This window comes from Chryseobacterium sp. SN22 (assembly GCF_008329705.1).
In the GTDB taxonomy this organism is placed as follows: domain Bacteria; phylum Bacteroidota; class Bacteroidia; order Flavobacteriales; family Weeksellaceae; genus Chryseobacterium.
Window position 1 is genome coordinate 40,018 of record NZ_VTSX01000024.1, and the last position, 24,450, is coordinate 64,467.

13 protein-coding genes are annotated in these 24,450 nt (G+C 46.5%); 4 read left to right on the forward strand and 9 right to left on the reverse strand.

The window, feature by feature from the left end; genetic code table 11:
• Nucleotides 1-67 precede the first annotated feature (67 nt).
• From FY557_RS15900 to FY557_RS15920, 5 genes are all read right to left on the reverse strand, one after another.
• On the reverse strand, nucleotides 68-1,390 hold the full coding sequence (locus FY557_RS15900) for a rhamnogalacturonan acetylesterase (RefSeq protein ID WP_149248230.1): 1,323 nt from the start codon (nucleotides 1,388-1,390) through the stop codon (nucleotides 68-70).
• A gap of 1 nt (nucleotide 1,391) precedes the next feature.
• Nucleotides 1,392-4,247 (reverse strand): glycoside hydrolase family 2 protein, encoded by a 2,856-nt coding sequence (locus FY557_RS15905; protein WP_149248231.1) that lies wholly within the window; start codon nucleotides 4,245-4,247, stop codon nucleotides 1,392-1,394.
• Nucleotides 4,247-5,626 (reverse strand): glycoside hydrolase family 28 protein, encoded by a 1,380-nt coding sequence (locus FY557_RS15910; RefSeq protein ID WP_149248232.1) that lies wholly within the window; start codon nucleotides 5,624-5,626, stop codon nucleotides 4,247-4,249. The genes FY557_RS15905 and FY557_RS15910 overlap by 1 nt, the downstream gene beginning before the upstream one ends.
• A gap of 496 nt (nucleotides 5,627-6,122) precedes the next feature.
• The gene (locus FY557_RS15915; RefSeq protein ID WP_149248233.1) at nucleotides 6,123-9,119 is read right to left on the reverse strand and encodes a LamG-like jellyroll fold domain-containing protein; all 2,997 of its coding nucleotides are present in this window, start codon (nucleotides 9,117-9,119) and stop codon (nucleotides 6,123-6,125) included.
• 524 nt (nucleotides 9,120-9,643) lie between these two features.
• Entirely contained in the window at nucleotides 9,644-11,356 is a 1,713-nt protein-coding gene (locus FY557_RS15920; RefSeq protein WP_149248234.1) for a helix-turn-helix domain-containing protein, read from the reverse strand.
• 261 nt (nucleotides 11,357-11,617) lie between these two features.
• Between FY557_RS15920 and FY557_RS15925 the strand changes: the two genes are divergently transcribed.
• From FY557_RS15925 to FY557_RS15935, 3 genes are all read left to right on the forward strand, one after another.
• On the forward strand, nucleotides 11,618-11,893 hold the full coding sequence (locus FY557_RS15925; RefSeq protein WP_149248235.1) for a hypothetical protein: 276 nt from the start codon (nucleotides 11,618-11,620) through the stop codon (nucleotides 11,891-11,893).
• Between the two features lie 181 nt (nucleotides 11,894-12,074).
• Nucleotides 12,075-13,577 carry a MauE/DoxX family redox-associated membrane protein gene (locus FY557_RS15930; RefSeq protein ID WP_149248236.1) on the forward strand — a complete coding sequence of 501 codons (1,503 nt, stop codon included), beginning with the start codon at nucleotides 12,075-12,077 and terminating at the stop codon, nucleotides 13,575-13,577.
• A gap of 23 nt (nucleotides 13,578-13,600) precedes the next feature.
• Complete coding sequence (locus tag FY557_RS15935) at nucleotides 13,601-13,870, forward strand: hypothetical protein (protein WP_149248237.1); 270 nt, start codon at nucleotides 13,601-13,603, stop codon at nucleotides 13,868-13,870.
• A 36-nt stretch (nucleotides 13,871-13,906) separates the two neighbouring features.
• On the opposite strand, the gene FY557_RS15940 is transcribed toward FY557_RS15935, so the two are convergent.
• The 4 genes from FY557_RS15940 to FY557_RS15955 all read right to left on the reverse strand — a co-directional run bounded on the left by FY557_RS15940 (nucleotide 13,907) and on the right by FY557_RS15955 (nucleotide 23,511).
• A complete protein-coding gene (locus FY557_RS15940) occupies nucleotides 13,907-16,495 on the reverse strand; it encodes an alpha/beta hydrolase family protein (RefSeq protein ID WP_149248238.1) in 2,589 nt (862 codons plus the stop codon).
• Nucleotides 16,482-17,867 carry a RagB/SusD family nutrient uptake outer membrane protein gene (locus FY557_RS15945; protein ID WP_149248239.1) on the reverse strand — a complete coding sequence of 462 codons (1,386 nt, stop codon included), beginning with the start codon at nucleotides 17,865-17,867 and terminating at the stop codon, nucleotides 16,482-16,484. The genes FY557_RS15940 and FY557_RS15945 overlap by 14 nt, the downstream gene beginning before the upstream one ends.
• A 58-nt stretch (nucleotides 17,868-17,925) precedes the next feature.
• A complete protein-coding gene (locus tag FY557_RS15950) occupies nucleotides 17,926-20,964 on the reverse strand; it encodes a SusC/RagA family TonB-linked outer membrane protein (RefSeq protein ID WP_149248240.1) in 3,039 nt (1,012 codons plus the stop codon).
• A gap of 2,037 nt (nucleotides 20,965-23,001) precedes the next feature.
• Nucleotides 23,002-23,511, reverse strand: coding sequence for a hypothetical protein (locus FY557_RS15955; protein WP_149248241.1), 510 nt, complete (start codon nucleotides 23,509-23,511; stop codon nucleotides 23,002-23,004).
• Between the two features lie 552 nt (nucleotides 23,512-24,063).
• On the opposite strand from FY557_RS15955, the gene FY557_RS15960 reads away from it, so the two are divergent.
• Nucleotides 24,064-24,372 (forward strand): helix-turn-helix domain-containing protein, encoded by a 309-nt coding sequence (locus tag FY557_RS15960; protein ID WP_149248242.1) that lies wholly within the window; start codon nucleotides 24,064-24,066, stop codon nucleotides 24,370-24,372.
• Nucleotides 24,373-24,450: the final 78 nt, after the last annotated feature.

The following is a 24,450-nucleotide window of genomic DNA, read 5'->3' on the forward strand; positions in this document are numbered from 1 at the left end:
AATTACTTTTCATCGGGCTTTATCCAATGCTATCGCAAGCCATTCCTTTATGGTTTGCAAAATTAAATCAGTTTCCATCCGGTTTTAAAGATTCCGTATAAATGCTTTCCGGCCAGTGAAAATCTTCTACGGCATCAGGTCTGCTGGGATCAAAACCTTTATAATTGCCGGAAATGTATTTCTTCAGCGGTAAGTTTTGGTCAATGATTGATTTTACTACACATTTTGCAAGTTCATAAGCGCCGTAAGTATTAAAATGGGTATCGTCTGCCAAAGCCGCCGGCTGATCCGGATAGGAATTTGCAGGATAATAGACAAATGCTTTTTTTGAAGCTTCCGGACCCATCGCTTCAAATAAGGTCCTGCTCAATGCATTCAAATCAATCAGGTCCACTTTTTCTTCTGCGGCAATTTCTCTAACGGCATCCGGAAAATCATCCAGCGTATTGATGATTTTATTGTTTTCATCAAAAGCCCTGCGGTTCATAGAAGTTACCAAAACCGGAACGGCCCCTAATTGTTTTGCTTTCTGAATCCATTCTTTCAGGCGTTTTCTATATCCTGATTTTTCGCTGTCTGCATACTTCTGGTCATTATGTCCAAACTGGATGAAGAGATAGTCTCCGGGTTTTATCTGATTCCGGATTTTATCGATCCGGTGGCGGTCTTCAAAGGCTTTCAGGGTTTCGCCGCTTTCGGCATTATTGGCAATCGCCACTTTATCCGGAACAAAAAAGTACGGCAGCATCTGTCCCCATGAAGCCCACGGTTCGTACTGCGCGTCCACAACTGTTGAATCTCCCGTCAAATAGATCGTTTTTGCTATTTTATTCGGCTGAATGACTACTGAACAAATTTTCGGTGCCTTACCATTGAATTCTATGGTCAGCAAATTGTCCCAGTGCAGGTATTTTCGTTCCCTCGCTTTTAATTTCACAATTCCGATCTGCGTTCCGTCCTGCTTCCGGATGATGCTGTCTTTTACGTGAACCGTGATTGTTTTTTCTACGGTTTCGCCCTGTTGGGTCCTGACCTCATTCAGCATCAGGCGGCGGTTTTCCACCCGCACTGTCGTTTCCGAAACTCCTCTGCTATCGCCTATATTCAGTTTAATGTTATAATTTCCTTCAGGAAGTACGACTGAAAAATAGAATGGCCTATCGCCCGTAATGAAGTCTCCCGTCAGGGGATTTCCGCCGTTGTCAACCGATTGCAAACCGGAAATATCCATAAATCCGTAGCCGGCTTTCTTATCGAATGCTGAAGTTGGAGTTACGGGAATATACCCTTTTTCAACTCTGTTTCCGCCAAAGTCAAATTTAAAATCCATCTGTTGAGCCAGCAAAAACGGACTCAGAAAAAGCATTATGATCGGTATCGGATTTTTCATTTCAATCGGTTAAAATATTTTCTTTCGGCATGGTAAACTGTTTATTTTCATCGCCTGAATCCGGCAGACCGAAGTAGAAATATAAAGTTCTTCTGAATGTGCCTTTCAGATGATTCGGTTCGCTCTCCGGTCCTGATGATCCGGTTTTATCGTTGATGTTAAACGCCAGCACTGTTCCCAACGGTGGAATTGCATCCAAAAACGAAATATTTCCGCCCGGCAATCCCGGATAGCCTTCGGCTCCGTAAATTCCGTAAAAATCAAAAAGCCGCACGAACATTCTTTCTTCCTTGGTCCCGACCGTTATTTTTCCTTCTGCCGTATCCAGCTGCAGCCACGAAACATCATCAAAATACCCTTTGAATTCAGGATAGATCCATGGCGACTGACCTGTTCTTGTTGAGTTTTTCAAATTCTGCCAGACATTATAAGCCTGCCCCTGGGTTCTATTTTTCCAGACATGATACGGTCCTTTTCCCAGCCATTTGGCATTGATCACATAATTTTCAGGCTCATCGAAACTTACGCCCGCAAACTGATAATCCCCCGATAAGGAATATTCATAACTCAGTTCCAGTATTCCGTTCGGATTGAGTTTCCAGAGAACCGTATTTCCATTTCTGTATTTTGCTTCGACCCATTGGCATTTCCCTTCTGCAAAAGACCTGATGCCGGACAGTTCCATAGTTCCGTTCACGAAAACCGGCCCGTTCCCGAAACTCATTTTTTTGCCTTTTTTATCGACGATGACCGATTTTAGCAATCCGTCTTTTTTTCCGATGGCCCATTCTTTTTCGTCTGATTTCAAAATGAACAGCGAATCATTTTCAACGACAGAAACCGGAAATTCTTTAATTAAAGATTTTGAAAACTGTTTTGAAACCTCATCATTCGACTTCAATTTCCAGGTCCAGGTGTAAATTTCTTTTCCGAAAGCATCGGCTGCGGTTAAAAGCAAACCTTCATTTTCTTTCCAGTCTGCAGGAAGATTCAGATGGATATATCCTTTTTCTGTTGGCAGAATATCCGGCGATTCTGCTTTTCCTTTTTGAATTGCATCAAATCCAGATTCAAAAGAAAATGGTGTTTTGAACTTCACCAATTTCCATTCAAACTCACAATCCCTTATGTTTGTAAAATGATACCGGTTTTCCACAGGAATTAAGCCGTTAAAATCATCAGGCAGGGTTTTCAATTCAATTTTTACCGGACTGTAAATTTCACGGATGGCGTAAAAGCTCCCTTCTTTTTCACGGTGCGGTCCCAAAATGCCGTCGGGGGCATTAATCGCATTCACATCGATTTGATTATTAAAATCCGTCCGCACCAGACCTTCATCTGCGAATGCCCACAGAAAGCCGCCTGCTCCTTTCCTGGAATTCCAGTGCAGCTCCCAGTAATCGGCTAAAGAAGTTCCGCCGCCGCCGTCATCCTGAGCATGGAGAAACTCAGTAGGCATGTAAATATTTTCTCCTTCCAGGATCTTTCTGGTGCTGTCATAATCTTCATAATGATTACAGTCGATTCCGTTGAAGGCATTCCCGGGTTTGTGGTGGGCATGGATCACCGGCCGGCCGGACAGGTCGTATTTGGCAAATTCCGCATCCAGATCAAAATTGTGGCCGCCTTCATTGCCGTTGCTCCAGAAAATAATTGAAGGGTGGTTTGCATCCCTCGCTACCATTTCTTTCACAAGCTTTTTCCCGGCTTCCGTGCTGTATTTTTTCTGCCAGCCTGCCAGTTCATCCAGGACATACAGCCCCAGCGAATCACAAATTCTTAAAAACGACTTGTTGGGTGGATAATGGGAACAGCGGACGGCATTCATATTCATTTCCTTAATGAGCTGAACGTCCATTAAATCAATATCTTCCGTAACTGCCCTGCCCGTTTCCGGCCACCAGACGTGACGGTTGATGCCTTTCATTTTGACTTTGGTTCCGTTGATGAAGATCCCGTCGCCTTTTCGGATTTCAATAGTCCGGAACCCGAATTTTTCTTCGGTTCGGAAGATTTTCTTTCTGTTTTTATTTAAAATGAATCTGGCTTTGTACAAATGAGGTGTTTCAGCCGTCCAGCGTTTTGGATTTTTAACGGAAAACCGAATCTGTTTTAAAGTGTCGCTCTTCTGAATCCGAACCTGTGATTCCGCCACCAGAGTATTTTGGGCATCAAACAGTTCTACTTTCAAAGTATTTCCGGAATCGATTCCTTTTAAGCTGATATCAGCACGGAAAGTTCCGTCTGCTCCGGCATCAATGGCCGTCCGTGAAATATGTTCCTTCGGGCTTGCTTCAAGATACACCGGACGGAAAATTCCGCCTAAAATCCAGTAATCGGCGAGACGTTCCGCATTGTTGACGGATTTATCAGCCGACATTTTGGAAACGCTGACTTCAATACTATTTTCTCTTCCGAACCGGATTTTATCTGAAATGTCATAATGGAATTCATAAAAGGCACCCTTATGAACGGCTCCGGCTGACTGTCCGTTGATTTTCACTTCCGTATCCGTCATTGAACCTTCGAAAACGATGCTGATGGTTTTGCCTTTCCAGGAATCAGGGACGGCGAATTTGCGTTTGTACAAACCCGTTTCGTCGTGAAACTTGAAGTTTTTACCATACGTTACATAATCCCGACCGTAATTGTAAGCGCCGAAACCCTGTTGCTCCCAATGAGAAGGCACCTGAATTTTACCCCAACTTCCGGATTTTCTTCCTGAATTGATCCAGAAATCCCATTCTTCCGTCCGCTGAGCATCTTTCCCGCTCAGGAATTGGATTTCCTTCGACTGAGAAAACAGAAGCTGTGAACAGACAGCTAAAAAAGCGAATATTTTAAAAGAGAAATTCATTATCGGGCAGCCGTATCGGAGTCGTCTTTTTTGTCGTAAGATCTTGTAGGAGAAGCAACTTTAGTTATACTGACTTTGGTTTGCCTTAAGTTTTTGATGTTGCTTAAATTCTGCTCTTCAGGCTTCAACGCTTTGATTTTCAAATTGTCAAAAGTAAAATCTTTCAGTTCGTACAAATCTGATTTTTCAACAGAGAAAGCGGTTTCGCAGGTGATGTCGATATTTTTTAAAGTGATGTTATTGGCCATCCCGGTTCCCGGTCTTTCCTCGCCCTTCAGATCAAAAAACTGGTTCCAGCCTTTTACATACAGGAATGTCTTTACGTTTCCTTTGATGTTTTCCACCGTTACATATTCATAGTGTTGCGGCGTATCGGGACGCATTTTCAGGTGCAGTAGCCTTGACGGGTCTTTCACAACGGCGTTGCGCAGAAGTACGTTGTAATTGTGTACCGATTCGCTGCCGCAGGTGAGCACCGAATGACAGAATCCGAATGTATTGTCTTCAATCAGGATGTTCCTGTTTTCACCGTTGTCTGCATCGGCATCGGCTTTCGGACCTTTGCCGCCCTTCAAAGCAATGGCGTCGTCATTCACGGACATATAGCAGTTTTTAATCAGGAAATTCGTACACGCATCAATGTCAACGGCATCGGTACTCGGTGCCTTTACCGGAGCTTTTGGTGCGAGGATCGTCAGATGTAATAATTTAACGAAATGAGATTTGTAATAATGCGTGCTCCAGAACGGCGAATTTTTCACGGTGATCCCTTCAATCTGAACATTTTTGGAATTGGAAACGTAGATAATTCTGGGTCTCATCTCATCCATATTGGTACATTTGGGGTTCCACTCGCGTCTTTTCCAGAACGACTTCCAGAATCTCAATCCGTTGCCGTCAAGCGTTCCTTTTCCGGAGATGGTAAAACCGTCCAGTCCGTCCGCGTTAATCAGGGCCGGAAAATATTTTACGGTCTGGCCTTCCATTCTGGTGGTGACCACCGGAAAATCGTTGATGTCATCGCTTCCTTTTAATTTTGCACCGTTTTCCAGATATAAATGCGTTCCCTGCCTGAAGAATACTGAGCTGATCAGGAAAGTCCCCTTCGGTACGATAACGACACCGCCTCCGTTTTTCGCTGCCATGTCAATAATTTCCTGTAGCTTTTTGGTCTGAAGAACCGTACTGTCGTTCTTCATTCCGTTTTCCGTAACGATGTATTTTTTGCCTAATGCATTGATGTCTGTCGGTTTGTTCTCCTTGAACCATTTCGGGATGGCTGTCCCGTCGGGAAATTTATCCTGGCTTCTCACTGCCGGTGAAAACAGCAATGTTACAAGAACGGGAAATAAAATACGGGTGATCTTCTGAAACTTCATAATTCAACTTTTAGGTAAAGGCTGGCTTTCCGGACAGCTTTCAGCATATCTTGTTCAAAAGGATAAAATAAAGAAATATCATCCTGAAACCCTAATATCTTAACCTTTTTTTACGGAAAACCGGCAGAATATTTCATACAGCGGTAATTAAAATATTCTTTTCCTTCGTTTTTCATAAAAGTAGATATTTTAAAAGCCTGCGGCATCCTGCTCTTTCATGGGTTGAATGTGTATGGATTCAGAAGGATGGAACAGAATTCTTATCGCTGTGTATTACGTTCCGGCACGGTAGGAGACAAAAAAAAAGCAGCCTTTTAAAGACTGCTTTTTTACAAATATGAATGAATATTACGTTATTTCAAAACAGACAACCTATTATCTGTTTGACTTTCAATTATTTTAAAACCAAACAGATAAACCTGACGGAATTGGATGGGAAACTTCCCTTCTTCCGTATTCCCGCCTATCCATCTGACCGGTATTTTATATCATTTACCTATTCAACCATCACCTTGAAACTGCTGTTCAGCTTTTCTCCTGAAACATGAAGGATGTAGCTTCCTGATGCTTTGACGGTATTTACCGGGAGGATAAAAGTACCGTCGCCCTCGCGTTTCAGTTTTTCCCGGATTATGGCTTTCCCGGTCATATCGGACAGCACCGCGTTCAGATCCGGCAGTTTATACCCGGGAAGGCTGATAAAGAGTTTGTCCTTCACAGGATTTGGGTATACCGCTCCGGCATTCCTGCTGATGCTGAATTCTTCATTGGCCAGCACGGCCTGGTTATACAGGGCGCTTACTTCTGACGGGGATAGGGCATAATTGTGCATCTTCAGCTCATCCAATGCGCCTCTGTAAGGTGCCGGTGCATTGGCCGCAGCCTGAAACTCCAGTTCACCGATATTGCCGAGGATCAGGCTGCTGGCTTCGCCGATGCCGGTGACTGCCGTTTCATCGCCTTCCGTCGTTAAGGTTCCATTGGTATAGATCCTCATCTTATGAGCAGCAATATCCCTCATAATGGCAACATGGACCCAGCTTCCGGTGTAATAATTGGCGGCCGGGGAAGTAATTTCTTTCTTGGTAACATTGTCATCAATGGCGTACCTGAGCTGGCCGCCTTTGATTTCGATATTGAAACGTCTGCCGGTGGCTCCGGTGGCGGCATTGGCTGTAATGGAGCCTTTGCAGAGAAGGTATTGGCTTGCCGACGAAGAAGACGGCAGCAAAGCGGGGGCCGCTTTCATCCAGAAGGAAACCGTAAACGACTGGTTGTTGAAAAGGATCCGGTCATGATGCGGGATGCTTGCGATATATGGCGTATTGGGTGAAGTTCCCAGGTCCAGGGCGTAGTTTTCCTTTCCGGGAACCCTCACGCCGGAGTTGTCATACGCCGGATTCAATATTCCGTGGTTGGCGTAAACCGTGGCATCGGTAATCTGCGGGCCCGCGGAAGGTGTTTCCGAAAAAGGCCAGTGCCCCACCATTCCCGGCGTAGGAGCCCGGAAATTCCAGACGTCTCCGGTTACCGTTCCCAGCGCATTGGAAGCATCCACCCGCCAGTAATAATCGGTTGCGGTACTGAGGTTGGTGAGCTGGTATGAAGGTGCCGCAGCATAAGGAACGGTAGCCATATTACTCAGATTCTGGGGGTCTGTCCCGAAATAGACCGAATAGGTGGTGGTATTGGCACTGCCGGTCCATTTCAAAAGCAGATTTCCGTTGCTGAGACCCACGGTATGGTTACCGTTTGCAGGCATTGGATTGCCCGCTTTCACGGGAGCAGACGGCACCGGCGGTGCCGTAACGGATGCATTGGCGGTATACACGGACGATTCGGAGCCCTTAACCGCTTTTACCCTGTAATAATACAGGGTATCCGGTGTCAGGCCGGTGTCATTATAGCTGGTGGTGTTGGCCGGTAATGCAGCAATTACGGTGAAAGCGGTACCGTTCGATGAACGTTCCAGGACATACCCGGTTTCGTCAGCCGCATTGTCGTTCCAGCTGACGGTCAGCGATCCGGACGGCGGGTTGCCTGCCGTAAGGGCATTGGTAAAGTTTACACCGGAGGGCGGAATGACGAAATCGGGAGCTGCCGTATCGGGAAGACTGTTGATGTAGACTTCAATATTCAGGTACGGAGGATGGCCGGTGCTGACAGCAAGGGCATCAAAAACATTGGGATCAAGACCGTTAGCGGTTTCCCACGCATCGGGCATGCCGTCATTGTCGGTATCCTGGGGAGGCGGTGCCCCGTAGACATGCCCTGCCCCGCCGTTGGTAAATCCGAACTGGGTGGCCAGGTCATTCTGTACGTAGACATAAGTGGCGGTTGTCCCTTTCGACATCACGTCCGAGATCATCAGCTGGTCTACCTGGTCACGTCTCGGATAGGAAGCTCCGGCACTTTCCACTATTTTATCGTATGCTGCCTGGGCCGTCAGCGACGGGTTTTTTAACGGGTAATCGTACGGGGCTGCCATGATAGCTGCAGGATCGCCTACCGGATAGCCCGTAAGATCCTGCGGTACCTGTGTGCCGTCCAGCAGTCCATTTTTATTGTTATCGAAATAATTGCCGGCACCGTACAGGCTGAAGTTCGAGTTTCCCACACTGAACGGTGTTGCCACCGAAGCGTTGGTATTGGGCCCGCCGATGAAATAATTGTTGATGATGTTCGCAAAAGAGCTTCCTGCTGAATCTCCGCCCATGATATAGGCTTCCCCCGACTGGGTGTGGCCGTAGGTATTGCCATAGTTGCCCCAGTTGTAGACCACATTATTCACAAATTCATTGATTCCCTTGATTTTATTGTTCCGGGTTTTGTTGCAGATGTACAGGTTCCCGATCAGGCTTACCTTGCCGCCCGGAGGAGGCTGGATCAGCCCGCCCGCGGAATGGTTGTGGCGGTGCATGCCCTGCCCGATGATGGAGTTCTGGATGGTGATGTTATCGGGGCTGGTCCCGTTGCCGTCCCAGTTGATGGAGAACACCTCATCGGTTCCCCAGGTGAAGGTCATGTGGTCGAAGATCATATTGGCTCCGTTGGCCACGCCTGAGGCATCCTGGTTCTGGGAAGTTCCGCCGTACCGGATCCGGAGGTAGCGGGCAATCGTATTATTGGAGCCTGTGAAAGATACCCTCGGTCCCAGGAACACGATGCCTTCTCCCGGCGCCGTCTGCCCTGCAATGGTGGTATTGGCGGCTACCGCCACCACCGACTGTAAACTGACGATCCCGCCCACCCTGAAAATAACAAACCGGCCCGGCTGGCTTACGGCATCACGGAACGAACCCGGCCCGCTGTCATTCAGGTTGGTCACCAGGTACACCTGCGGATTTGCCGCACCCCGTGCGCCTGTCGTATACCTCCCGAACCCGGAAGCTTCCGGAAAAGCCGGCGTCTGGGCGCTGACACCGGCAGAAGATAGCAGCAGCCCGCAAAACAGTGCCGCTGCCGGCTTACAACGTAAAGATTTTTTTACCATAAAATAGATTTTTGTGATGAACTAAATCTAGTCACAAACCCACACAGCCGCATCCTGCCCCGTCCTGTTGCCCTTTATGGGTCAGGCATTTATGGAATAAAAAGAATGGACGGAAGGATTTGAAAATGGAAGACCCATACTGAAATCCATCCATTCCGCCTGAGGTTTACTGCCAGACCTTTTGAAATGTTTTTCAGCTATAAAGTGTCGGTCCTGATATAATGAAACCTGCCTTCTAAACCTTTCGGTATAATAATATTGGGTTCGATGCGTAAATGGAGATATCTGCATCTTCTCCAGCAGAATTTGCAAACCAACGAAGAAATAAATTCTGATCTCTAAAAAGTTTAGTTTTAAAGAAAACTGTAAAAGTGAGCTTTGCAATTCTTGTTTAATTAACCGAACCCAATCATCGATAAACTCTTTGAAGATCTGCTCGTCGAGGTCGCAAAAAACCGACCTTTTTTCTGAAATTCAGGCCGTTCATCTATTTGTATGTAAAAATGCGGTTTAAATCCGAAAAGTCAGCCGTCCTTGAGTTCCTGCTGTCTCTTTCTGATAAAATCAATCGGCCTCATTCCGTTGATCTCCAGGAATTGTGAGGAGAACTTTTGACGGTTTGTCATTCCGCACTCCGCCGCAAGAGCGTCTATACTGTAGTTTAGGTATTTGCTATTTTCCAGAAGGAGGTTTGTCATATATCTTATCCGTAAGGCTTTCAGATACATCGGAAACGTCATCCCCCGGTGTACATTAAGCACATACGACAGATGTGTCCGGTTACTCCCGATCATTTTTGCAACAATGGGAAGGGTAAGGTCACGGTGAAGGAACATTTTCCTTTCTTCAAAATCCTTCAGTTTACCCAGTATATCATCAATGATTTCCGGGCTGTACAAACTTTTTTCCCGGCTATCTTCTGTATGGGTCTTTACAGCAGAGGACTGATCTTCAGATTCTTTTAATTCTGTCAGCAGATTCCTGTATTTCACGTTGAGTTCCTTTTCTCTTTTCCGGGACCTCCCTATCATATAAGATAAAAAGATGATTCCTGTACCCACAGAGATGTAAATAAGAACAAGATCTTTATGATGTTTTTTCTCAAGCTGCTTCTTCTCCTCCATCAGGGTATCCGCATCATATTCACGGTGGATCTTTGATGAGAGCACCGCAAAATCAGCGTTGATCACTGAATCTGCCCTCAGCAGCTGCCCGGTATAATACAGCTGCCTCTCTTTATTCTCAGCCTCCTGTGCATCTTTGATCAGATATTCATAATTAGACCGGATTTCAGGCGTCACAAACCAGAACTGGTTCACCAGGGAGTCTACTTTATTGAAATAATCAAGTGCATGCCTCCTGTCCCTTTTTAGCCAGTAAAGTTTTCCCATGTAAAAGTAAACGGTCGTCAAGGATGCATAATCCTTCTGCCTGCTTAATATATCCTTTGACGCTACAAAATACTCCAGCGCCTCATTACTTCTTCCTTTTCTCAGCAGCTGCCCCCCTTTTCCCTTTCGAAAATAACCGAGCTCCAGCAATAATCCGCTGTTCTGGGGCAAGCGTTCCAGCCCTATATCAATAAGCGAGTCTTCCTTTTTATAAAGCTGTAAATTCTTATAGCATGTACTGAGCCTGTAAATGCTGTTAAAATAGCCCGCTTCATTGTTAATCCTTATTTCAGGGGGCTGGGTATCTTTCATCTTTCTTTCGAAATAACCGGCCGCTTCTCTAAAGTGGAGCGCTGCCTCGCTGTAATATCCCAAATAACACTTTACCATTCCCAGATGATAAATGATTTTATTCTTAAGATAAAGGTCTTTTGAATTTTTTGAATATTTGAAGGCGGTCAGGTACTCTTCCAGAGCAGGTTTGTATTGGCTGCGGTTATAATAGTAGATAATACCTTTTCCCAGATAGGCTCTTGAAATCTGATCACAGTCGCCGGATTGCAGGGCTGAAACAATGGCACTGTCGGCATACAACAACTTCCTCTCCGCCTTCCCACTATAATAAATGGCTTCTTCATAACCCCTGACCGTTTTTTTCAGGTTATGCTCCTTTTTTGCTTTTTTAATATACAGGTTTACAAAAACAAGGGCCCTTTCATCGTTTTCGGGATAGGCATCGAACAATGCAGAAATTTCTTTATAAGATCGTTTCGGGAACTGACAGCCCTCAATAAGACACCAAAACAGATTAAAGATCAGCAGTAAAATCTTTTTATTACAGTGCATAACGATGAGATATTTTCAAATTTAATTAAAAATCAACAATTAACACCCGTTTTACCCGGATAGTACCACATTTATTTTTAGCAATTGATTATCAATATAATAGGTGAAGAAAAACAGGGAACAATGGACCAATTATTCCCACAAAAAGGACCTATCGTTACAGCATTTTCTTTTTTCGATGGCTGATCCCTGCTAATTTCGGTATCCGAATTCAAATTAATATCCGGCCGGGATAACTTTTTAAGTCAACAAAAAAACAGTATGAAAAAGTATATCTTACTTTTAGGTCTGGCGGCTGTGCTTGGTATGCAGTCCTGTGATAGAGAAGAAACGTATCATGCAGGCCTGAACCATATCCCACACAAGATGGAAGGTTCAGATACCCGCCGGGCATCTGAAGCTGCAAATAAGATGAGGAACCAGACGGGCTCCCGGTCTCGGGACACCGGTAATGATGATGACGAACCCAAAAGGGATAAGCAGCACTGGAGGACCAGTAATGATCCGATCCGGAAAATCAGAGGTGAAATCAGATGAAGGTTCCAGGTGGAAAATCATGCACTGGTTCCCAGCATAGGAAAGAAACGCACCGTAAGCAGGTGAAAACGAAAAACGGCCCGGCACAATGGGCTCTATATCAAAGGGAGCATTTATGCCTGCCTATTGTAATACGAAGGTCAAATGGGATTTTAATCAGAAAAGGATAGAATAATAAGCAATGAAAACCATCAAATCAAGATTTACAGAATACACCGGCTATTTTTTCATCCTGCTGTTCTGTTACGCCAGCATCAGTAAGATTATGGATTTTGAAAATTTCCAGATACAGATTGCCCAGTCGCCTCTTTTAAGTGCCTATGCGGTCCCGGTCAGCTATGGGATAGTGGTTCCGGAACTTATCACCTGTTTTCTCCTGGTTTTTCAGAAAACCAGATATGCCGGACTGTACGCCTCCTATATCCTGATGGTCCTGTTTACGGTCTATATTTACCTGATCCTTCATTACAGCGAATTTATTCCCTGTTCATGCGGGGGAATTCTCGAAAAGATGGATTGGGATACCCATCTTGTATTCAATATCATCTGTATCCTGCTTGCTTCTATGCCGCTGCTGATGGCATATCACCGGACACTTTCCAGGATAAAGTCAGCGGCCTGCCTCCTGCTAACCGCTTTAATCTGCGCTGCCGGCATGTTTGCCCTGTACCGGCAGTCGGAAGATACAGTAACGAAAGACAATGGTTTCCAGAGAAGATTTTTACATCATCCGCTTTTAAAGGAAGGGACCCGTAACCTTGGGCTGAATTCATATTATATGGCAGGCTTCTGCCGGGATACCATGTATTTAGGGAATTATACCGCCCCGTTTACCATCACCAAGATCACAGGTTTATCGAATCCGGTACAGCAGAATGTACGACCGGACCGGACCGATATCACCTTCAGATCCCCTGTACTGGAAGTGGCTGACAGCATGACCTATCTATATGACGGGACGGTACCTGTGGTCTTTGCCGGAAAAACAGGGACCCCCTATCTCAGGGAACAGAATATAGGGAAAACCTATTTCAGGAAAATCAAAAGTATGGATCCAGATCATTTTGTGATCGCTGCCTATCACCGCCGGAAGCAGATCCAGGCTTTAGGAATCATTTCCAGAGGCAGCAAGGATTCGGTAAAGCTGAATCCCGGCCTGCTGGAGAAACAGAAGGACGGCTTTTTTGAACCGGACGGGCAACTGAACTATGATGCTTTTACAGGAAAGGTGGCCTATGTCTATCATTACAAAAACCGGTTTGCCGTTACAGATAAGGATCTCAGATCAAAAACTGTTTTCAGGACTATTGATACGGCAGCAACACCGCATCTGGGCTTATCAGTCCTGCGCAACGGAAGCCGTAAACTGAACAACCCGATTGTGGTCAACAAAAGATCCTATGCTTACAAAGGCGTCCTGTTCATAGAATCCGACCGTAAAGGAAAACTTGAAAAAGACCGCGGCAAAAAAGCGATTATCCTTGACCTCTATTCGCTGCAGGAACAAAGGTACCTCGGGAGCCTCAGCATTCCAAACCGGCTGGAAAAGCGGCGGATACAATTTTCGGTTTATAATGACCGGCTGTATATCATCATTGAAAATGAACTGATCAGATATCGTTTTGCGCAAAACATCCTTCAACATTTCATTTCAGGGGAAGCCGAAAACCTGAACAAAGAGTAGGCACGCACCACAAATTCATCATTATGGAAAAAATGAGAAAAATCGCACTGCCCCTGGCCATCCTGCTTATCGGAGCCGGCAGTGCGTATGCTACCACCGTAGCATCACAGTCAGCCAAAGCCGAAATCCCCGGCTGGAAAATCGATCCGGCAAACCCTGCAGCGCCGTGTGTAATGACAGAGCAGCAATGTACAACAGACAATACAGGAGTTGTATGTACGGTAAGCGATGCCTCCGGTGTCCAGAACCTTTACCAGACCGGATGCGAGCAGGAATTATTCAGAATTCCTTAAAGCAGGTCCAGGCATTGAACCACAAAAAGAAGGGTGCTATTCAGCACCCTTTATGTATTTCCGTATCCACGGGATATTTTCCTGACCTTTCAGATGATAATTGAACCAATCTAAAATCCTAACCGTAAGATCTTTTTGATTCACAAATTTCCCGAGTGAATGTCTTTCTTTATCATAAAAAAGTGCAATGACAGGCTTCCGGTATTTCCTCAAAGCTATAAACATCGATTTTGTTCCTTCAGGACTTACATTTCCATCATCGGTACCGGTCCATAAAAGCATCGGCGCGCTCACATTCTGGGCATACATGATCGGGTTGTTCCGGATATACTTTTCGGGATCTTCAGCAACGGTCTTCTTAAACCAGTACTGGCGTCCTTCGTACCGGTAATAGTCCGGCGCATGAAAGTTATAATTGTAGGCATAGTAAGTACGGATCACATCCGAAACGGATGCTCCGGACACATATGCTGCAAAACGACTGGAGTGGGTAGCGATAAAATTCGTTTCGTATCCTCCGAACGACTGCCCCATCAAGCCTACCTTCGTCATATCGATGTATTTGATTTTCCGGAGTTCGTCCAACGCATGATGGATACTTTCCAGAGCAGATATTCCCGCACCTTTATCAGATTGCGAGATGTCGGCCAGGAGAACCGCAAATCCTTCTTCCATGAGCAACGGGATATTATACCCGGTCGGGTTCGAGAAAGAAGGCCTCAGAAACTTTTTGGTAAGATAGTCCTGTTTCTCGTAAATATGGATCACAACCGGATATTTTTTCGTCCGGTCAAAGTTGAGCGGCATATAAAGCGCTCCGCTGATGAGGTCGCCACCCGATCCTTTATAGGAGATCCTGATCAGCTCTGCCTGCTCGAATTTCCGGTCATGAGCATCCGAGACGTACAGTTTTCCCGGCGCTTTCTTTCCATCTTTCATCATTATGGTGGGGCGCTTATTGTAATTTTCAGCGATCCAGACATACTTTTCCTTAGGTCCCAGCTGCCTGAATTCCGTGATCTGGTCAGAAGTATACGGAAGAATGGTATGGAGCCTCCTGTTTTTCAGGCAGGCATAAGATATGTTCTGATTATCCAGGTCCGTGATCCTGACCACCAACGGCCTTTTCAGGTCTGTGGTCCTGAAATCCCTTTTATTGCCGATCTCGGCATATACCTTTTTAAAATCAGCCAGTTCCATCATCAGATGCCCGCCCTCATATACTTCCCTGATCTTTCTGGCAGCGAGATCATGCTCGGCAATTCTATTCCCGCCCACCCACAGGATGTCACTTCCTGATGTAAAATAAGGCATGGCTTCCGGTGAAACATTCAGGTTTTCCATAGCAAGGGTTGCCGTATTGTAGAGCTGCCAGCCGTCTTCCAGTTGGATGAGGAGGTAGCGGCCGGACGGAGAGATCACCATTTCTTTCTGTACATCGGAAATGAAGGTATAGGTATCGGTAAGTGCATTCCATAAGTAGAGCTTATCGAAGCCGGCTCCGCCGGCCTTGTCCATCCGGTCTACCTGCTCCGGGTCCACCCGGTTCATCAGATACAGGTTATTCCCGATAGCAGTCTCCCCGAAATAACCCGGCCGGGTCATCACAACTTCTTTTCCACTGAACGGATCCCAGTCGATATGAACAGATTTCAATACGGATGAATTGTGGGCGGCCAGGTCAAAGTCGGTCCCATACCAGACATCGACCATTTCTTTTTTTGCCTTTACCTTCTTCTCCAGCTTTATGACAATCCGTTGGCCGGAACCGGATGGTGCGAGGGTCATCCGGTCATAGTCGCTGTACCGGCTGACGTCCAGCAAAAACTGCTTTTTGTCTGAAGTGAGATAGTAAATTTTCGAATGGCCGGCTCCCGAAGTATGGATCACAAAGCCCTTTCCCGGCATTCCGGAAGGCACTATATTTTTAACTTCATCCACCGTTGAAAAAATAGTTTCAAAAGTTCCCTTATCCAATACCAGGACTTCATTCAGATCCCCGTTTTTCCTTCTAAGTATCGCCTCCTGATTTTTTGAATACAGGTACTGGACCTCAGCAATCGTCTGTTTAAGATTCAGACCGGTATCAAAAACCTCTGCGCGGCTTCCGCCTTTTGCCGTATATAGGACTGCCAACACCCGGTATTGGCGATTGTAAAAGAACCTGCTGACATTCTGTAAGAAATGGGACCTGCCGGTCGCCGGGTCAAGATATTCCAGGGTATCGCCGGTCTGTACCGCCAGGTGGTTCCCGACAAATGACATCAGGTTGACGTTTTTCCTTTCCGTCACCCGATCCGGATCTGAAACGCTTGTCAGCTTCAGGTTCTTGGAACCGTCGCCCAGAACGGAGTACCAGGCCAGCCATTTTCCATCATCGGAGGCTTCCGGAAACCGGATTTCTTCCGTCCGGCTGACGAGCTTTTCCAGGTGACCATAATTTTGGGCATGCAGCCTCCCGGTCAATATCCCGGTAAGCAGGAGGATGGCCAATATCAACGCTCCATGCCCGGAGCCACAGGCTGCTCCCCCCAACTGCTGTACAGGAGGGCTGATGCTGTCCGAAGATCTCCTGCAAAAATCCGGCATCACTGCATCTCCTCCTCTCCTGTTAATACCCATCATTCTGCGGCGTCAGGTTTTTGTTCAGAAGCATTTCCTTCTGCGGCAGCGGAAAAAACTGATTCGTCGGCTTCCAGTTCGGCTTTACAGGTTTCAGCTGATCCAGCTGGCCCCACCTTTTCAGGTCAAGAAACCGGCTGCCGTGTTCTGCGAAGAATTCCCTTCGCCGTTCATTCTTCATTTCATCCATAGCCTGGGACTGGGAAATGGAGGTGCCCAATGCAGTCAGTCCTGCCCTCTGCCTGGTATGGTTGATGAAAGGCACGGCCTGGCCAGTTTTGTTTTGCCTGTTCAGCGATTCTGCCAGCATCAGATAAACATCCTCCAACCGGTATACGACAGAATATTCCGTGGTGTTGGAAGTGGCTGTCACTTTGTATTTTGTCTGTTTATAATTCGTCTGGGAACCGGATACGACTGCTGTAAAATAGTGGTTCCAGCGGAGGTCGCCGGCGGAGAAAGAACTGATAAGGTCAGGGTTCAGGACAAATGAGGTGGGCACGGATACAAAATTATAGAGCAGGGCTTCATTGGTCGGGTCCGTATTGTTCTTCGGCTTCAGCTGCCAGATGAGGTGCTTGCCGGTTTTCTGAAACACTTTGGAGAGGTCGCTTTGGAAAACGTAATCTCCGTTCTGGATAATAGTCCGGCAGAGCAATTCCGCTTCCTGCCACTTCCCGGCCAGCATTTTCATCTTGGCCAGCAGCACATATCCTGCTGCCTTATTCACATAAATCCTTTCCGCATTCCGGTAAGAGGCCGGGAGAAGGTTTACCGCTTCGGAGATATCCGTCTCCAGCTTTACCAGAAAGTCATTCTTAGGCATTCTGTTCAGGTTGCTGTTGTACACATAATCCGTGGTTGCGGTATAGGGAACTTCCCCGTAGATGTTGTAAAGATAGAAGTAGACCAGGGAGCGGATCAGCAGCGCTTCCCCTATTATCCTGTCTTTCGCCGGCTGGGAAAGGCTTTTCGATCCTGCCGTTCCTTCGATGATGCTGTTGGCCATATACACCTGCTGATAGGCATTCGTCCAGACAAGGCTTACGGTGGAATTCGTTGCCAACGGTTGGTTATTATAAATATCCAGGATCGGGTTTCCCGCGCCGGTAAAGACGCAGGTGACATCATCGGCATAGGTGCCGAGTAAGGCTCCTGAACCGTCAGACGTTCCGCTGACTACGGAACCGGTCCACAAGGCAGCGTAAAGGCCGGCCAGGGCGGCATCGGCCGTTTTCTCGTCCTCAAAGATCAGTTCCGTAGCGAGCTGGTTATTCGGAAAGTCGGTTTCCAGATACTTCTCACAGCCCGCCATTCCCAATAAGGCAGCAAGCATCAGGAGAAGATAAATAAGATAATCAGTTATAGGTTTCATTTTTTTTTAAATATTAAGGGTATCGTTCTTTTATTGCATGACGGGTACATTTTCCTCATCAGAAGGTCAGCTGGAATCCCAGCGCATAGGTTTTCAACGGCGGCAGGTAGCCCACCAGTAAAAATTCCGGGTCCATCCCGAAATAATCGGTGACCGTCAGCAGGTTCTGCCCCTGGAAGTACACCATCGCTTCTTTAATGCCCATGCCGTGTACCGGGATCCTGTAATTCACCTGTACATTCTTCAGCCTGATAAAGGAAGCATCGCTTACGGCAGCGGTGGAATTCTGGAAGAACCCGTGCAGCGAAAGCTTCTGCGGCGTATAGCCTGCGGAATACGGCATGTAGGTCCCCAGCGGATTCGAAGGCGACCAGGTATCGAGCGCCTCGACAGGCTGGTTGCTGAGCGTACCGGGCATCAGCATCTGGCGGTTGTAGTTCCAGTTTCTCTGCTTCACGAACTGCCATAGGAATGACGCCGACCATTGGCCGAACCTGAACTGGCCTGACCATCCGCCGAACATCCGGACACCCAGCTTCTCCACTGCCTTGTTGTCATCCGGCGAATTGATCTTCCCGTCACCGTTAAAATCCTTGAACCGGTACAGTCCGGTTACGGGATCGATTCCCTCATACTGGTAGACCTTGGCAATCGTTGTCGGGTATCCGATGACGTACTGGTTGGAATACGTGGACCCTTCCAGGTTCGGAAAATCCACTAGTACATTCCGTGGAATACTCAGGTTAAAAGACGTATCAAACCTCAGCTTTCCGGTTCTCAGCACCTGGAAGGAGGTATCGAATTCCCATCCGGTATTCCTGATCTCCGCGGAAAGATTGGACTGGATCGACGGGAAGCCGGTGGTGGCCGGAAGCGGAATGCCCACCAGCTGGTTCGACGAGGTGTTCTCGTAATAAGCACCCGATAAATTCAGGCGGCCGTTCCAGAATCCCAGTTCGAGTGCCAGTTCCTTTTTCAGGGTCTTTTCCCAGCTGAAATCCGGGTTGTAGAGCCTGGCGGGATTCAGGGCGGTCTGCCCGTTGTAGATGCTGGAAGAGACGATGTAGGTATTGAGGTACTGGTAATCGCCGATCCTGTCATTCCCGGTGGTTCCGATGCTTCCCCTGAGTTTACCCAGGCTCAGCCACCTGGAATCCTTCAGGAAATTTTCTTCCGAGAACAGCCAGGCGGCGCCTACCGCCCCGAAATCCCCGAAGCGTTTCCCCGGGCCGAAACGGCTGGAGCCGTCCCTTCTCCCGGTCAGGTTCACGATATACCGTTTCATCAGCTGGTAATTGAAGCGGGCAAATACCGCCGTATAGTTATACTCGCTGCGTACCTGGTCGGAAATGGTCTTCACACTGGCGGCCCCGATGTTGTCGATCAGCAGGTTGCTTTCGAAACCCCGTCCGCTGACGGCTCCCTGGTCGGACTGCGTTTTCTGCAGGGTGGTTCCGATTAAGGCTTCGAACTTATGTTCTCCAGACTGATAGGTTCCCGTAACCTGCGGCTCCAGGATGTAGGAGAAATTCACCTGGCTGTTTTTGGAGGAGGTCGAGTTCATACTGGTCTGGCCAAAGGCCGGGTTGTTGACGGTATGCGGCTTCAGCGACCTTTCCTCGAAATTCTGGTAGCTGATCCCCGCATTCATCTTCAGCGACAGGAAGGGGAACAGCCTGTAAGACAGGTTCAGCCCGTTGTTGAAGAATGCCGTTTTGTTCCGGTACTCGCTGAGGAAGGAAGCTACCGGGTTGGCAAACGTCCCCTTTTCCCAGTTGATGTTCCCGGCGGCATCATAGAGCGCAGGCGCATTTGGGCTCAGGATGATGCTTTTCAGGGTCAGGTCATCATTCTGCACATTGTTTTTCTGGAAGGAGAAGGTGCTCACCAGATTCAGTTCCAGCCTCCGGTCCGGCGTAAAATAGCTGAAATTCGCATTCACGTTATCGGTCCGGTACCTGAAATCAGCAGGCAGGACGGTTGACTGCTCATTATGGCCGTAGCTGATATTGTAGGCGGTCGTTTCAGAGCCGCCGGCCAGTGAGAGCTGTACCGCATAAGCATCGGCCGTCCCGCCGATCAGCTCTTTCTGCCAGTCCGTGTATCTTGCCTGGTCCCAGGTTCCGTTGATGTCGTACATGGTTGCCGGATAGGGAACGTTGTCATTTGCAAATCCCTGCTTCCGCATGCTGATGTACTGCTGGGTATCCATCATCTCCATGGTCCGGGTGACCCTGCTCAGGGAATAGGAGGTGTTGAGCTTCAGCTCAGACCTTCCCCTCTTCCCTTTTTTAGTGGTCACGATAATCACCCCGTTTGCCCCGCGGCTCCCGTAGATCGCCGTGGCATCGGCATCTTTAAGGACCTCAAAGCTTTCGATGTCGTTCGGGTTGACCGCGTTCAGCGGGTTGATGGATGACCACGGGAGAATCTTGTTGGAATAGAGCGAAGGCGTCTCAGAAGCCTGCGGCACCCCGTCGATGATGTACAGCGGCTCATTGCCTTCGCGGCGGATGCTGTTCTTCCCCCGGATCTGGATATCGAAGCCGCCGCCGGGCGTTCCCGAATTCTGGGTGACCGATACCCCGCTCATCCTTCCCTGTACCGCCGCCAAGACATTGGTGACCGGCTGGTTTTCGATCTCCTTTGCGGAAACCCGCCCGATGCTGCCGGTCCGCTCCTTTTCCCGGACTTTGTAATAGCCGGCGTTAAGCACCACTTCCTCAATGCTTTTTTCTTTTCCCTTTCCCTCTGTGTTTTCCGGCCTCCGCCCCGTTAATTTGTGTTTTTCCCTGGTCTCCAGGGATACATCCAGGATGCTCCCCTCTCCTGCCGGTACTTTCTGCTCCGCATATTCCGGGTGGCGGAAGAGAAGAACAGGATGTTCACCGGTGACCTGCAGGCGGTACGTGCCGTCCCCGGCCGTTACGGCGGTTTCTTTCGTGTTCTCTTCCGAGACGCTGACGCCCGGTACCGGCTTTCCTGCTGCCGTAACGGTTCCCGACACGGTGCGGGTCTGGGCGGTGGCGGTCATGCCTGCTGTAGTCAGCATAACGCCAGAGAGAATGCTTCCTATGTGGTAATAGGATTTTTTCATAGTTTTGTATGGGTTTTTAATTAAACTCTCAGTCAACCTGCTCTTTCCCACGGTCGCCAAACTTTCGGGAAAGGGCTTTTTTATTTTTCTGTTTGTTTTTAGTTCTTTTGTCTTGATACAAAAGAACCAAAAGATCAGGACTGGATTCTTCCGCTAACCGGAACCCTGATTCACTAAAAATTCTAAACTTGCGTGCATCCGGCATTTTTCCATTCACTTTTTTCCGGTTGTGGACTCTTGTTCTTTTGCCTTGATGCAAAAGAACCAAAAGATCAAGACTTAAAACTTTTTGACGCTACAAATTGGTCCGACGCTGAAAAGTTTAAACTTGCGCGGATGGCACATTGGTTTTTCAGTTCAATCGCTTAGCCGCGCTTCGGACAGAAAACTTTTCTTTGTGGCCATGGCCTTCCAATTTGCTTAACGCTAAAAGTTTAAGGTCATTGGTGTTTTACCAATGGAAACGAATGTTTTAAATACAGATATTTTTTCACAGGTCTGTAAAGGTTTTTAATGATTACTGACTACGCTCTTTCCCACGGTCGCAAAACTTCTGGGAAAGGGCTTTTTTTATTTCTTCTGTTTGTTTCCAGTTCTTTTGTCTTGATACAAAAGAACCAAAAGATCAAGACTTAAAACTTTTTGACGCTACAAATTGGTCCGACGCTGAAAAGTTTAAAACTTGCGCGGATGGCACATTGGTTTTTCAGTTCAATCGCTTAGCCGCGCTTCGGACAGAAAACTTTTCCTGGTGGCCATCACTTTCCAATTTGCTTAACGCTAAAAGTTTAAGGTCATTGGTGTTTTTCCACTGGTATGCGTTGTTTTAAATGCAGCCCTTTTTTGTTTCTTCTGTTTGTTTCAGTTCTTTTGCCTTGATGCAAAAGAACCAAAAGATCAAGACTTAAAACTTTTTTGACGCTACAAATTGGTCCGATGCTGAAAAGTTTAAACTTGCGCGGATGGCACATTGGTTTTTCAGTTCAATTGCGTAGCCGCGCTTCGGACAGAAAACTTTTCTTAGTGGCCATTGCTTTCCAATTTGCTTAACGCTAAAAGTTTAAGGTCATTGGTGTTTTACCAATGGTATGCGTTGTTTTAAATGCAGCCCTTTTTGTTCTTCTGTTTGTTTTAGTTCTTTTGCCTTGATGCAAAACGAACCAAAAGATCAAGACTGGATTCTTCCGCTAACCGGAAGCCTGATTCACTAAAAATTCTAAACTTGCGTGCATCCGGCATTTGTTCTCCGTCTGAACATGCGTCTCACGCTTCGGACACCAGAATTTTTTTAACGCTCATCAGGCCTCCGGTCTTAACGCTCCAGACTCCTAAGTCGTTTTTTTACTTGTCGGTGCCCATCGCTTTCCAATTTGCTTAACGCTGAAAGTTTAAGGTCATTGGTGTTTTACCAGTGGCATACGTTGTTTTAAATAGAGGCCTTTTTTGTTCTTCTGTTTGTTTCCAGTTCTTTTGTCTTGATACAAAAGAACCAAAAGATCAAGACTTAAAACTTTTGACGCTACAAATGGGTCCGACGCTGAAAAGTTTAAACTTGCGTGAAAACGGCATGTGTTTTTCAGTTCGTCATTTGTCTCACGCTTCGGACAGAAAACTTTTCTTTGTGGCCATCGCTTTCCAATTTGCTTAACGCTGAAAGTTTAAGGTCATTGGTGTTTACCGGTGGAAGGGCTTTTATGGATATTAATTTTTATTTTCTGATGATTTTATCTGCAGTAACCTTCTGAGACCTTCTCATACCGCAGGCGAAAAGCTTTTCATAGATTATCACTTCTTTTATATTGATTTCCTTATCTTTACCTCGGTTCATCATTAAATATTTTATAATATTTGGCTTTCTTCCCGTACCGGCAAAATATGGGGAGGAGGCTTTTTTTATCAGCCTGTTTTAAAACTCTGTTCTGTGTTTTTACCTTCGTTCCCGTCATGGCTGAAGCCTCCTTTTAGTTTCCCCTTATCATCTGATGATTCAATAAAATTTAAACTTTTGTGTCCTTTTATACGTCCGGCAGGCAGCTTTTATACGACATGAATCTCTTTTGACTCTTTTGACTCCGTGGAATCTCCGGTTTGCCGTTGATCAGCCGAAGCCTTCCTTTCTGCCATGAGCCAGGCGGCATCCAGCATTTTGCACAGGTGCAGGTACGGGCCTACAATGTTGCCCTCCGGCACATGGTTGAAGGTGCCCAGTGAGAAATATACCACTTCCGCCAGGAAGTCCAGGAACTGCGCCGGGCGGTATTCCTTAAAGGCTTTGCAGAAGACCAGCACCGGATCGCGGTATTCTTCCTCCGAAAGCGAACCCTGCACCAGCGGGCTGTTGGGCACCGGAAGCGACTGAGCGGCCCGTTTCCCGGATTTCTTCTTCCTGAGAATATATCCTGCGAGGATAAACGACCTTAACGACTGGTGGAAATGAAAGATGACGGAAGGGTCTTCCCTGATCCGGACTTTTCCCCGGACTGCGTACTGCATGATGAGGCTGAGCCGGTCTTTGGCCGTGGCCAGGTCATGGAACTGGAAAAACACTTCCAGCAGCGATACGGGCGAATATTTACTCCGGCCGGACCAAAACCGCGATTCCAGGTCTGTTTTTTTCTTTTTCATGGGTTTTCTTTTAAGCTTGCCGGTTTCAGGCCATGCAGGATTTTTATCCCGTGGCTCAAAAACAATACTAAATAATCCTTAATAGCTGGGCGGTTGAAGCCAGCGGCAATAGGCGGTACCTTCCTATTGTATCCTCTCCTGATACTCTTTATGGTAAAGCAAGCTTAGAAAGTCTGTAGAAATGCGGACGGCATGAAATAAAACGGCATGGAACTCTACAATATCCTAACTGAGGTACTGGTATACCTTACATACAGATAAGAGAGCCCACGCCTAGGTCGTGAGCTTTCTGCTTATCCTCTCGTATGTTAAAAATTACCAGTTTTCAGTTAGAGATTCTAAGCAATAGCTTCTAATATTCGTTGAAGTATCGCAAAGTTACATTTCTGTAACTTGTTTTACAAATATAATAAAAAAACAATAAACGACATATATATCTTCATGAAAAGAAATTAAAAGATCAAAATTTACTACATGTATAAATGGAAAGTAGAGAATTTAAAGCTTCAAATTGGTAAATTAATTCAACTTTATAGACTAATAAAAGGATTATCACAATTTCAATTAGGACTGGAATTAAATATCTCTAAAGATCATATAGGTAGAATTGAAAGAGGATTGACAAATCCAACGATTGAAAATATTGTAAAGCTTAGTAACTTTTTGGAAATTGATATTTTACTTCTTTTTACAAAACTAGATACCAAAGAATTAGAAAAAATTGAAATAGAAATTGAGCGGCTGCAAAGAGAATTTAAAAATCAAAATAAGAGAAAATCCTAACGAGAGTTAGGATTTTTATTATGTACTATACAAAATTTTATAATAATTTGAGAAATCTAGTATAAATACTGAATGTAT

Excerpts from the sequence above, each read along its gene's own strand:
- FY557_RS15945 (WP_149248239.1), bottom strand. The coding sequence starts at position 17,867 with ATGAAACCTATAACTGATTATCTTATTTATCTTCTCCTGATGCTTGCT.
- FY557_RS15930 (WP_149248236.1), top strand. The coding sequence starts at position 12,075 with ATGAAAACCATCAAATCAAGATTTACAGAATACACCGGCTATTTTTTC.
- FY557_RS15935 (WP_149248237.1), top strand. The coding sequence starts at position 13,601 with ATGGAAAAAATGAGAAAAATCGCACTGCCCCTGGCCATCCTGCTTATC.
- FY557_RS15960 (WP_149248242.1), top strand. The coding sequence starts at position 24,064 with ATGTATAAATGGAAAGTAGAGAATTTAAAGCTTCAAATTGGTAAATTA.
- FY557_RS15905 (WP_149248231.1), bottom strand. The coding sequence starts at position 4,247 with ATGAATTTCTCTTTTAAAATATTCGCTTTTTTAGCTGTCTGTTCACAG.
- FY557_RS15925 (WP_149248235.1), top strand. The coding sequence starts at position 11,618 with ATGAAAAAGTATATCTTACTTTTAGGTCTGGCGGCTGTGCTTGGTATG.
- FY557_RS15920 (WP_149248234.1), bottom strand. The coding sequence starts at position 11,356 with ATGCACTGTAATAAAAAGATTTTACTGCTGATCTTTAATCTGTTTTGG.
- FY557_RS15940 (WP_149248238.1), bottom strand. The coding sequence starts at position 16,495 with ATGATGGGTATTAACAGGAGAGGAGGAGATGCAGTGATGCCGGATTTT.
- FY557_RS15915 (WP_149248233.1), bottom strand. The coding sequence starts at position 9,119 with ATGGTAAAAAAATCTTTACGTTGTAAGCCGGCAGCGGCACTGTTTTGC.
- FY557_RS15950 (WP_149248240.1), bottom strand. The coding sequence starts at position 20,964 with ATGAAAAAATCCTATTACCACATAGGAAGCATTCTCTCTGGCGTTATG.
- FY557_RS15900 (WP_149248230.1), bottom strand. The coding sequence starts at position 1,390 with ATGAAAAATCCGATACCGATCATAATGCTTTTTCTGAGTCCGTTTTTG.
- FY557_RS15910 (WP_149248232.1), bottom strand. The coding sequence starts at position 5,626 with ATGAAGTTTCAGAAGATCACCCGTATTTTATTTCCCGTTCTTGTAACA.